General features: G+C 70.8%; 10 protein-coding genes. 8 read left to right on the top strand and 2 right to left on the bottom strand.

Annotated features, from left to right (window positions below; translation table 11 throughout):
* From FNQ90_RS04455 to FNQ90_RS04440, 4 genes are all read left to right on the top strand, one after another.
* On the top strand, positions 1–2,710 hold a 2,710-nt coding region (locus FNQ90_RS04455), incomplete at its 5' end, for an SDR family NAD(P)-dependent oxidoreductase (RefSeq protein ID WP_182605064.1).
* A gap of 2 nt (positions 2,711–2,712) precedes the next feature.
* Entirely contained in the window at positions 2,713–3,174 is a 462-nt protein-coding gene (locus FNQ90_RS04450; RefSeq protein ID WP_143617929.1) for an acyl-CoA thioesterase, read from the top strand.
* A complete protein-coding gene (locus FNQ90_RS04445; RefSeq protein WP_182605063.1) occupies positions 3,171–3,722 on the top strand; it encodes a flavin reductase family protein in 552 nt (183 codons plus the stop codon). The genes FNQ90_RS04450 and FNQ90_RS04445 overlap by 4 nt, the downstream gene beginning before the upstream one ends.
* Positions 3,719–5,068 (top strand): cytochrome P450, encoded by a 1,350-nt coding sequence (locus tag FNQ90_RS04440; protein ID WP_182605062.1) that lies wholly within the window; start codon positions 3,719–3,721, stop codon positions 5,066–5,068. Before FNQ90_RS04445 ends, FNQ90_RS04440 begins: the two co-directional genes overlap by 4 nt.
* A 91-nt stretch (positions 5,069–5,159) precedes the next feature.
* Here FNQ90_RS04440 and FNQ90_RS04435 read toward each other — a convergent pair whose 3' ends face one another.
* Together FNQ90_RS04435 and FNQ90_RS04430 are read right to left on the bottom strand one after the other, a co-directional pair.
* Complete coding sequence (locus FNQ90_RS04435) at positions 5,160–5,960, bottom strand: AraC family transcriptional regulator (RefSeq protein ID WP_323379772.1); 801 nt, start codon at positions 5,958–5,960, stop codon at positions 5,160–5,162.
* 25 nt (positions 5,961–5,985) lie between these two features.
* Positions 5,986–7,095: a ParB/RepB/Spo0J family partition protein gene (locus FNQ90_RS04430; protein ID WP_182605061.1), complete on the bottom strand. Its 1,110-nt coding sequence runs from the start codon at positions 7,093–7,095 to the stop codon at positions 5,986–5,988.
* Positions 7,096–7,401: 306 nt separating this feature from the next.
* On the opposite strand from FNQ90_RS04430, the gene FNQ90_RS04425 reads away from it, so the two are divergent.
* The 4 genes from FNQ90_RS04425 to FNQ90_RS04410 all read left to right on the top strand — a co-directional run.
* Positions 7,402–7,959: a DUF5987 family protein gene (locus FNQ90_RS04425; RefSeq protein WP_143617933.1), complete on the top strand. Its 558-nt coding sequence runs from the start codon at positions 7,402–7,404 to the stop codon at positions 7,957–7,959.
* A complete protein-coding gene (locus tag FNQ90_RS04420) occupies positions 7,956–9,614 on the top strand; it encodes an FAD-dependent oxidoreductase (RefSeq protein WP_182605060.1) in 1,659 nt (552 codons plus the stop codon). Before FNQ90_RS04425 ends, FNQ90_RS04420 begins: the two co-directional genes overlap by 4 nt.
* Before the next feature lie 129 nt (positions 9,615–9,743).
* A complete protein-coding gene (locus FNQ90_RS04415; protein WP_182605059.1) occupies positions 9,744–10,550 on the top strand; it encodes a TIGR03084 family metal-binding protein in 807 nt (268 codons plus the stop codon).
* A 70-nt stretch (positions 10,551–10,620) separates the two neighbouring features.
* Positions 10,621–10,822 (top strand): 3-hydroxyacyl-CoA dehydrogenase NAD-binding domain-containing protein (locus FNQ90_RS04410; RefSeq protein ID WP_267133014.1); only part of this gene is annotated, 202 nt, incomplete at its 3' end.

Raw genomic sequence — 10,822 nt, 5'->3', positions numbered from 1 at the left:
CCCCTTCTCCGTCGACCTGGACGCGGTCCCCCCGCCCCGGGCCGCCGCGCCCGGGGACGACGGTCGCTGGGAGCTGTTCGCCCCCGCCGGAGACCGGCACGCGGGCGCGTTGCGCGAGGCACTGCAGGGCGCCGGGGTCGGGTCGGGCGTGCTGGTGTGCCTGCCCTCCCCCTGCTCCCGCGAGCAAATCGATCAGGCACTCGCCGGTGCGAAGAGCGCCCTGGCCGGTGGCCGGGATCGCCGCTTCGTCCTCGTTCAGGACGGTGCCGGCGCGGCCGGACTCGCCAAAACGCTGCACCAGGAGGCGCCCCATCTGCGGACCACGGTCGTCCATACGGTGCTGACACAGGACACCGTCGCCCGGGTGGTGGCCGAGGTGGCCGCGACCTCCGGATTCACCGAGGTCCACCACGGGTCCGACGGCGTGCGTCGCGTCCCGACGCTGCGGGCCCTGCCGATACGTCAAAAGCGCACGGACAGTCCGTTGGAGGACTCGGACGTGTTGCTGGTGACCGGCGGGGGCAAGGGCATCTCCGCCGAGTGCGCCCTGGCCGTCGCCCGGAGGACCGGGGCCCGACTGGCCGTGCTCGGCAGGTCCGACCCCGCCGCGGACCGGGAACTCGCCGACAACCTCGCCCGGATGGACCACAGCGGTGTCACGGTGCGCTACGCCCGCGCCGACGTCACCGATCCGGTGCGGGTCCGGGCGGCGGTCGCCGAGCTGCAGGAGGCGCTCGGCCCGATCACGGGGCTGTTGCACGGTGCCGGACGCAACGAGCCCGGCCCGCTGCACTCACTGGAACCGGCCGACTTCCGCCGGACCTTCGCGCCCAAGGTCGACGGCCTGCGCACGGTGCTCGACGCGATCGGGCCCGGCAACCTGAAGCTGCTGGTCACCTTCGGCAGCATCATCGGCCGTGCCGGACTGCGCGGCGAGGCCCACTACGCCACCGCCAACGAGTGGCTGGCCGACCTCACCGAGGAGGTCGCCCGCGCCCATCCCGGGCTGCGTGCCCGGTGCATGGAGTGGTCGGTGTGGTCCGGCGTGGGCATGGGGGAGAAGCTGTCGGTCGTCGAGTCGCTGTCCCGCGAGGGGATCACCCCGGTCTCGCCCGACCAGGGGGTGGAGATCCTGCTGCGACTGATCTCCGACCCCGACGCGCCGGTGGTGACGGTCATCAGCGGACGCACCGAGGGCATCGGGACGGTACGGCGGGATCTGCCGGCCCTGCCGCTGTTGCGGTTCACGGGCACCCCGCTGATCCGGTACCACGGGGTGGAGCTGGTCACCGAGGTGGAGCTGAACGCCGGTACCGACCCCTACCTCGCCGATCATCTGCTGGACGGCAACCTGCTCATGCCGGCGGTGCTCGGCATGGAGGCGATGGCCCAGGTCGCGGCCGCGGTCGGCGGGGCCGAGGGCACACCGGTGATCGAGGGGGCCAGGTTCCTGCGGCCCATCGTCGTACCGCCGAACGGAAGCACCACGATCCGCATCGCCGCGACCGTCACCGACACCGACACCGTGGATGTCGCCATCCACGCCGAGGAGACCGGCTTCGTCGCCGAGCACTTCCGGGCCCGCCTGGTGTACTCCGGTGCCCCGGTGCCGGACGGGCCGCCGCTGCAAACCGCCGCCGGGACCCCGGCGGTCCCGCTCGACCCGCAGTCCGAGCTGTACGGCGACCTCCTCTTCCAGGGGCCCCGCTTCCAGCGGTTGCGCCGCTTCCACCGCGCCTCGGCACGACACGTGGACGCGGACGTGGCGGTCCGGACCCGACCGGAGGGCTGGTTCGCCGGTTTCCTGCCGAGCGAGCTGCTGCTGGCCGATCCCGGCATGCGGGACGCGCTGATGCACGGCAACCAGGTGTGTGTCCCCGACGCCACCCTGCTGCCCTCGGGGGTGGAGCGGATCCATCCGCTCGGCGCCGGTTCGCACGTCCCCGAGGAGTTGCGCTACTGCGCGGTCGAACGCAGCCGTGACGGCGACACCTACGTGTACGACATCGCGGTCAGGGACGCGGAGGGCACCGTGGTCGAGCGCTGGGAGGGCCTGACCCTGCACGCGGTCCGCAAGACGGACGGTGCCGGGCCGTGGGTCGCGCCGTTGCTCGGCCCGTACCTGGAACGGACGCTGGAGGATGTGCTCGGCAGTCGGATCGCCGTCGCGGTCGAACCGCACGGCGACGCCCCGGCCGGTTCCCGGACCGAGCGCCGGGAGTTCACCAGCACCGCCGCGTCCCGCACCATCGGTACCGCGGTGACCGTCCGGCACCGCCCGGACGGACGACCCGAGATCGACGGAGGCCGACACGTCTCGGCCTCCCACGGCCTGGGCGTCACGCTCAGCGCCGTGGCCGAGTCCGAGGTCGCCTGTGACATCGAGGCGGTCGTCATGCGTCCGGCGGCGGAGTGGGGCGGCCTGCTCGGCGAGCACACCGCCGTGGCCGACCTCGTCGCCGGGGAGACCGGCGAGGCCCCCGACACGGCCGCCACCCGGGTGTGGAGCGCCATCGAGTGTCTGCGGAAGGCCGGCCTGCTGACGAATGCGCCGCTGACGGTGCTGCCCCGGCGCAGGGACGCCTGGGTGGTCTTCGCCGCCGGTGAGCTGCGCATCGCGACCTTCGTCACCGGACTCCTCAACGCCCTGGAACCGGCGGTCTTCGCCTTCCTCACCCACGCCACCCCCCATTCCGAAGGGCGGAACTGACCATGGGAGAAGACTACTTCGAGTACCGGCACACGGTCGGGTTCGAGGAGACCAACCTCGTCGGCAACGTCTACTACGTGAACTATCTGCGCTGGCAGGGGCGGTGCCGGGAGCTGTTCCTCAAGCAGAAGGCACCGGATGTCCTGGCCGATGTCCAGGACGACCTGAAGTTGTTCACCCTGAAGGTGGACTGCGAGTTCTTCGCCGAGATCACCGCCTTCGACGAGCTGTCCATCCGGATGCGGCTGGCCGAGCTCGGCCGGACGCAGCTGGAGTTCTCCTTCGACTACGTGAAGGTGGACGGGGACGGTACCGAGACCCTGATCGCCCGGGGGCGGCAGCGGATCGCGTGCATGCGCGGACCGAACACCGCCACCGTCCCCTCGCTCATACCCGAGGCGCTGGCCCGTGCCCTGGAGCCGTACACGGCCCGGGGTCGGACGCCGGTGGGGAGAGCGTCATGAGCAGCCTCATCGTCGCGCCGCCGGAACACGGCGCCGACCCGGCGGCAGACCCCGCACGGCTGCGAAGAGCCTTCGGCGCGTTCGCCACCGGGGTGACGGTGGTGACCGTCGGCGGTGCCTCGCCCCGGGGGATGACGGCCAATTCCTTCACCTCCGTCTCCCTGGATCCGGCGCTGGTGCTGCTGTGCGTCGGCAGGGAAGCCGTCATGCAGGGCAGGCTCGCCGAGGAGGGGACCTTCTCGGTCTCGGTGCTCGGGGCCGGCCAGGAGGATGTGGCCCGCCACTTCGCCAACCGGTCCCGGCCCATGGGCGCCGACCAGTTCGACGCCGTCGACTGGCTGCCGGGCCGTGCCGCCGGCGCCCCCCTCATCGCGGGGGCGGTCGCGCACTTCGAGTGCGTGAAGTGGCGTACGTACGACGGTGGGGACCACGCCATCCACCTGGGCCGTGTCCTCACGCTCGACGAGCTGCCGGACCGGGATCCCCTGGTGTTCCACCGGGGTGCCTTCCGGCAGCTCGTCCCCCCGTCCCGGGAAGGTGCTCCGTGAGCGGCCATCCGCCGGGCCCGCCGGTGCGGGCCCTGCCCGGCCTGCTGCGCAAGCTGGCCGTCGACCGGCTCGGCATGATGCGGGACGCGGCGGCGCTCGGTGACGCGGTACGGGTGGCCGTGGGGCCGAAGAGGATGTACATCTTCAACCGGCCCGACTACGCCAAGCACGTGCTGGCCGACAACGCCGCCAACTATCACAAGGGCATCGGTCTGGTCGAGTCCCGCAAGATCCTCGGTGACGGCCTGCTCACCGGCGAGGGCGAGGTGTGGCGCGCCCAGCGACGCAATGTCCAACCGGCGTTCCGGCCGGGGCGGATCACCGCACAGGCCGGAGCGGTCGCCGAGGAGGCCGGAAAACTGGTCGACCTGCTGCGGAGCCGGGCGGGCGGGCCTCCCATCGATGTCCTGCGGGAGGTCACCGGCCTCACCCTCGGCGTGTTGGGCCGGACCCTGATGGACACGGATCTGGAGGGGCACGGTGGTATCGCCCACGCCTTCGAGGCCGTTCAGGACCAGGCGATGTTCGACATGGTCACGCAGGGCCTGGTGCCCACGTGGGCGCCGCTGCCCGTGCAGCGGCGGTTCCGCAGGGCCCGCGGGGAGCTCGAACGCACCGTCGACGCCCTGGTGGCCGACCGCACCGCCCGAATGCGTGACGGGGGGACTCCCGAGGACGCGCTCTCCCTCATGATCCTCGCGGCCCGGGAGCGGGGTTCCCCGGCCATCGGCCGCAAGCGGCTGCGGGAGGAGTTGATCACCCTGCTGCTGGCCGGGCACGAGACGACGGCGAGCACGCTGGGCTGGACGCTGCTGCTGCTCGCCCGGCACCCCGGGGCCCGGGACAGGGTCCGGGAGGAGGCCGCGGCGGTACTGGCCGGGGGCCGACTGCCGGATGCGGAGGACCTGCACAAGCTGACGTACACCACCCGGGTCGTCCAGGAGGCCATGCGGTTGTACCCGCCGGTGTGGATCCTGCCGCGGGTCGCGCAGGCCCCCGACGAGGTCGGCGGGTTCACCGTGCCCGCCGGGGCCGATGTGCTGGTCAGTCCATACACCCTGCACCGACATCCGGAGCTGTGGGAGTCCCCGGAGGTGTTCGAACCGGACCGCTTCGACCCACCTCGGATGGCCACTCGCCCCCGGTACGCGTACATCCCCTTCGGCGCGGGGCCTCGGTTCTGCGTGGGGAGCGGCCTGGGAATGATGGAGGCCGTGTTCGTGACGGCCCTGGTCACCCGGGACCTGGATCTGGGGGTGGTCCCCGGGCACCGCGGGATCGCCGAGCCGATGATGTCCCTGCGGATGCGGGGCGGGCTGCCGATGACGGTCCGCCTCCCGGGATGAGGGCGCGTTGCGGGCGGATCGGTTCCGGTCCGCCCGCAACGGGATGGGGCCGCACGCCGCGGAGTGCGGCCCCATCCCGCCCCGGGGCGGATCAGCTGGTCAGGGCGCCGGCGACCTCCCTGGGCCGGGGGCGCGATTCCAGGGCGGAGGTGCGCAGGTCGAGCAGGGCCATCAACACGGGTGGGTCCAGGGCGTCCGGCGTGTGCAGCGTGATGTCGGCCGGCATCAGCAGGGTGCCGTCCGCCACGGTGACCGGCCCGTACCGGCCGACGGAGATGGTGTCCTCGCGGTCCGGGCCGGGGGGCAGGTGTTCGGCGCCGTAGGAGACGGAGTGCACCAGCACATGCCAGGTTCCGGTGGGGACGTCCCGCAGTTCGAAGGCGCCCGGCCCGTCCAGGACGGCGCAGCGCACCGGTCGTCCCTGGGGGATCGGGGTGGGGAACAGACCGACGAAGCAGGCACCCGGGGCATGCTCGCCGGCTGTCTGCACCCGACCGCGCAGCGTGGCGCGGGGAGAGGCGGATGTGCCGTGTGAATCGGTCTCGAGCCGGGGAAGGAACCCCCCCGTCTCCCGGAACATGCTGGGGGAGATGCCCACACACGCCTTGAAGCGGGAGCTGAAAGTGCCGACGCTGCTGTAACCGACCTGGCTGCTGATGTCCGCGACGCTGAAATCCGTTTCGATCAGGAGGCGCTTCGCCTCCTGCAGCCGCAGAGCGGAGAGGAATCGTCCCGGTGAGGTCCCTGTGGCGTCCCGGAATATTCGGGTGAAGTGGAACTTGCTGAACATCGCCGTGCGGGCCATGTCATCGATGGTGATTTCCAGGCCGAGGTTGGTGTGCATGTCATCGATCACCCGACGGACAGCGTGTTCGACGGTGGGGGTGGTCACCTGTTTCTCCTGTCAATGGGTGATGTCAATCACGACTTTCCGAAGTCGCGCGCAGCCCGGGCGGGGTTGTCCGGTCTGTCAGACGGCTTCGGGACAGTTCATCGGCGAAGCGTTTCCAGGTCTGGGACCACTGCAGGGCCAATTCGGACACGGTGGCCGTGCAGTGCGGTGGCACTGCCTCCAGTCGCTGCCGCCAGGCGTCGTCCACGATGAAATGCGTATGGAGCCAGCGCAGGAGATGCCGACCCGATTCCGAGTGGCGCAGGGAGGGGTCGTTGGCGAGTCGTCGCAGGGTTTCCATGGAGGACCGGGTGCGACCGGAGAGGGCGTGGGTCGCGCTCACGGTCCCCGCCCTCCGGGCGGGCGCCCCACCGGGCCCGGTGTCATCCGGGGCGGGGCCGGCGGTCCCGCCCGTGACCGCCCGCTCCGCGGCGGAGGAGGCCGGGGGTGTGTCCCCGACGGGTCGGCGTCGACGGCTCGTGGGGACCGGTTCCTCCCCGCGCAGCAGACGCTGGCGCACGTCGTGGGCGGTGCCGAGTGACAGGCCCGTCTCCTTGACGATGGCCCGCAGCGGCAGGTCCGGGTGACGGGTCATCAATTCCGCGGCGTGCAGCCGCTCCGTGGTCCGGTCCAGCGGGTGGATCCTGCCGTCGGTACCGATTCTGATGTTCGACCGCGGAGAATCGGTTGGTGAACGCCGGCGGATGGTGGCCACCGTTTTGGCGTCCAGGCCCGCGCAGGCCGCGATGGCCCGGTTGGACAGACCCGGATGGGTGCCCAGGATGCGACAGGCCGCCGCTTTGCGGTCCTCCGTCGACAGGGGCAGCCCATGGGCGACATTGGCCGCCACCGCGCGGATGAACGCCTCTTCCCGGGCGCCGTCGAAGTACTGCACCTCAACGGTTTCCAGTCCTCTTCTTTTCGCGGCCGCGACACGGTGCATTCCGTCTATCACCTGCATGGTCGTCCGGTGCACCAGGACGGGTGGCAGCGATGCGTAGAGTTCGACAAGTCGCTCGACATGTATCTCGTCGAGCCCGTTCAATCGTGGCGAATCAGCCGGGAGCAACTCCTCTATCCGCACTGTGTGCGTGAAGTTCGACGGAAGCGCCAGGGTTCTGTCGGTGTTCTCCAACCTTCCCCCCGGTGAGCTCGGGACGACCCGTCACCAGGCCGTCCTGTGTCAGCAGAAAGAATCCGTGAATGCGCCGAGACGGGCAGTCGCGAAAAGCGTACCGGGCGATCGGTTTTTAAAGCCATCACCGCGACGACGACGCCCCCACTCCGGTTAGTCCCTTGAAGAAACTCGCGTGTTCCCTCGAACACCGGGGCTTGGTTGCTTGAAAGGACTTTGCAGGTCTAGCGTCCTTCTCACGTCACACCGAGCGATTCCCTTCTCTCCCACCCGGAGGCCGAGTTGCAGCAGGCAGAAGCAACCCCGATCCCGAGGACCACCCACGACGCCACACTCACGCTCGAGGCCTTCGCGGACACGATCGTTCCCGGCGAGAAGCGCTGGCCCGGTGACCGATCCGTGGCCGGGGCCGCCACGGGCGGAGGTTCCGTGGCCGCCGGAGCGCTGGAACTGCTCCGCTGGGACGCGACCGGCATCCACGACGGGCTGGACGACCTCGCGGCACTGGCCAACGACCACGCGACGCAGTGGGCCGAGGAGGCCGGCGTGGAACTCGATCCGACCGTGCCCCCCTTCGTCTCCCTGGATTTCTCCCAGCGCACGGAGCTCGTCGCCCGGCTGACCCGGCCGGACCACCCGGAAAAGGAGTTCTGGGTACTGCTCTCCCTCTTCTGCAACATGGCCTTCGACTCGGCCGCCCATCTGCACACCGCCCAGGCCCTGGCCAACGGGCACCCCGGGCTCCGCGCCATGGGCATCACCCAGCCCGACGCCGACGGCCTGTGGCGCTTTCAGAACCACGGCTACGGCCGCAGACTCGCCCGCCTCCACCCCGACACCACACCCTCCGGGAGCCCGGCATGAGCACCGCCATCGAGAAGACCGACGTCCTCGTGGTCGGCAGCGGCTTCGGCGGCGCGATCGCCGCCTACCACCTCGCCGCCGGCGGGGCGAAGGTGACCGTGCTGGAGCGCGGCCCCTGGTTGAAGAGCAACGACTTCGAGCACGACTACAAGCTCGGCTCCTCCTACACCCGGGCCTTCGACTTCGTGGTCGGTGACGGGATGAGCGTGCTCGGTGGCAACTGCGTGGGAGGCGGCAGCGTCGTCTACTTCGCCGCCATGCCCCGGGCCCCCCGGTTCGTCTTCGACCGCAGGGGCAGCATCGGTCGCCGCATGTGGCCCGCCTCGGTCAGTCGCGACACCCTGGACCCGTGGTACGACCGCCTGGAGGAATCGCTGTCGGTCACCAAGCAGGACTGGAGCGACGTCAGCTACGCGGGCGGCCTGTGGGCCGCCGCCTGCGACCACGCCGGGCGCACCGCCAACCCCCTCGCCGTGGCCATCGACAACTCCAAGTGCGTCAACTGCAACTGGATGATGGCCGGCTGCCGCTTCGAGGCGAAGCAGTCACTGACCGTCAACTACCTGCCGGCCGCCCTGGCCCACGGGGCGGAGATCCGTCCGCTGCACGAGGTGCAGCACCTCACCCGCACGTCCGAGGGGAACTACCGGATCCACTTCGACATCATCCACGAGGAGGACTACCGCCTGCGGAACGGCTCCGGGGTGATCGAGGCGAAGATCGTGGTGTTGGCGGCGGGCGCCGCCGCCACCCCCGTCATCCTCCAGCGCAGCGAGACGCACCTGGGCACGATGCCGCACGCGGTCGGCCGGTACTTCTCCGGCAACGGCGAGCGCCTCAACACGGCCATCATCAACGAGGAGAAGGCCGCCGAGATCCTCGGTCTGTCCCGCGGCGACGGGCCGGCGTACGCCGCCAACCAGATCGGCAAGGGCCCGACGGTGGCCAGCTGGGACAAGCTGGACGGCTCCCTGCCCGAGTACTCCCGCTACTCCCTGGAGCAGCTGTACTTCCCTCCCGGTCTGGGGACCATTCTCGCCCAGGCGCCCGACGCCACCGGCCCCACCTGGTTCGGCAGGGACAAGAAGGAGATCCTCAAGAACTGGAAGTCCTGGCTGACCATCTTCTCCATGACCGAGGACGACAACGAGGGGGTCTTCGGCCCGCCGCCGGCCACCGGCAACGCGCACCGCATCTCCCAACAGATGCTCGGTCGGGGAAACCTGTCCTACAAGCCCACACGGAACACCTGGCACGGATGGAACCAGGCCGACGCCGAGGTCAAGGAGATCCTGGAGAAGGACGGTCTCGCGAAGGTGATGCCGTGGACCAACGATCTGGTCGGCGCGTACACCGTGCACCCGCTCGCCTCCTGCCGGATGGGGGACGACCCCCGCACCTCCGCCCTCGACGACCGCAACGAACTGCGAGGCCATTCGGGGATCTTCGTCACCGACGGCTCCGCGGTCCCCGGCGCGCTGACCGTCAATCCGGCGATGACCATCGCGGCCCTCGCCGAGCGTGCCGTCCCCGGCATCGTGCAGGCCGCGCGGCACAGGGGCGTCCCCGTCACCTACGGGGCTCCGACGCCCACCGGCTACAAGAGCGGTACCAAGGTCGATCTGCCCCTGCTCCGCACCCCGGCCGGGGTCTGACCGTTCCCCGCGCCCCGCGCCCCGTGGATTTCCTCGAGGAGACCGGGCAACCCCAGTGGGTTGCTTGAAAGGACCATGCAGCCCCAGTGGGTTGCTTCACGCAATGCAATCTCGAAAGCGAGTGAGGACATGGACACCCTGAACGACGTGCTCAAGGCACTGGCCGCCGACATCGACGAGGTGGAGAGCCTGGTCCGGGACCTCGACGAGGCCGACTGGCGGAAGCCGACCCCGGCCCCCGGGTGGTCGATCACCGATCAGGTCGCCCATCTCACCTTCATCTTCCGACTGGCCAAGACGGCCGCCGCCGACCCCGACACCTTCCGGGGCATCGCCGCCGGAGCCGCGCAGAACTTCGACGGCGCGGTCAACGCCGCCCTCCAACAGTTCAACGGCTTCCCGCCCCGGGAACTCCTGGCCCGCTTCCGCAGCGAGGGTGACGCCTCGGTCGAGGCGCTGGCCGCCGTGCCCGAGAACACGGTGGTGCCGTGGCTGGTCAACCCCCTGCCCCCGGCCGTCCTCGCCTCCGCCGGAATCATGGAGCTCTTCGGCCACGGGCAGGACATCGCCGATGCCCTGGGAGTGCACCGGGAACCCACCGATCGACTCCGTCACCTGGCGGGGTTCGCCGTCCTGACCCGCGACTTCGGCTATCTGTCCCGGGGTCTGACGCCGCCGACCGAGCCGTTCCGTTTCGAACTCACCGGCCCGTCGGGAGAGGTGCTCGCCTTCGGCCCCGAGGATGCGGCGCAGCGCATCACCGGCCCCCTGCACGACTTCTGCCTCCTGGTGACCCGCCGCCGCCACCGCGACGACCTCTCCCTCACCGCCGTGGGCGACGAGGCCGACCGTTGGTTGGACATCGCCCAGGCCTACCGCGGTCCCGCCGGTGAGGGCAGGTCCCCCGGTCAGTTCGCGGGTCATCGCCACGACTGACGGATCCACCGAACGGCTCCGGGACACCCGACCGCCGCTCCCCCCACCGAAAGCCCACCGGAGGTGACCTGTGAACAGCACGCTCCGCCGCGCCACGGTGATCGGCTGCGGACCGATCGGCACATCCCTCGCCCTCGTCCTGACCCGCGCCGGAATCACCGTCTCCCTCGCGGACCCGAACCCCGGGAAGGTCACCGGGGCCGCCCTGGCCGGCGCCGGCACCCCGTTGGTCCGGGGTGCCCCGCCCGCCGACGTCGTCGTCGCCACCCCAC

It is taken from the genome of Streptomyces alkaliphilus, from assembly GCF_014141535.1.
Classification (GTDB): domain Bacteria; phylum Actinomycetota; class Actinomycetes; order Streptomycetales; family Streptomycetaceae; genus Streptomyces; species Streptomyces alkaliphilus.
This window is presented reverse-complemented; position numbering and strand designations above follow the sequence as displayed.

Excerpts from the sequence above, each read along its gene's own strand:
- FNQ90_RS04445 (WP_182605063.1), top strand. The coding sequence starts at position 3,171 with ATGAGCAGCCTCATCGTCGCGCCGCCGGAACACGGCGCCGACCCGGCG.
- FNQ90_RS04450 (WP_143617929.1), top strand. The coding sequence starts at position 2,713 with ATGGGAGAAGACTACTTCGAGTACCGGCACACGGTCGGGTTCGAGGAG.
- FNQ90_RS04415 (WP_182605059.1), top strand. The coding sequence starts at position 9,744 with ATGGACACCCTGAACGACGTGCTCAAGGCACTGGCCGCCGACATCGAC.
- FNQ90_RS04420 (WP_182605060.1), top strand. The coding sequence starts at position 7,956 with ATGAGCACCGCCATCGAGAAGACCGACGTCCTCGTGGTCGGCAGCGGC.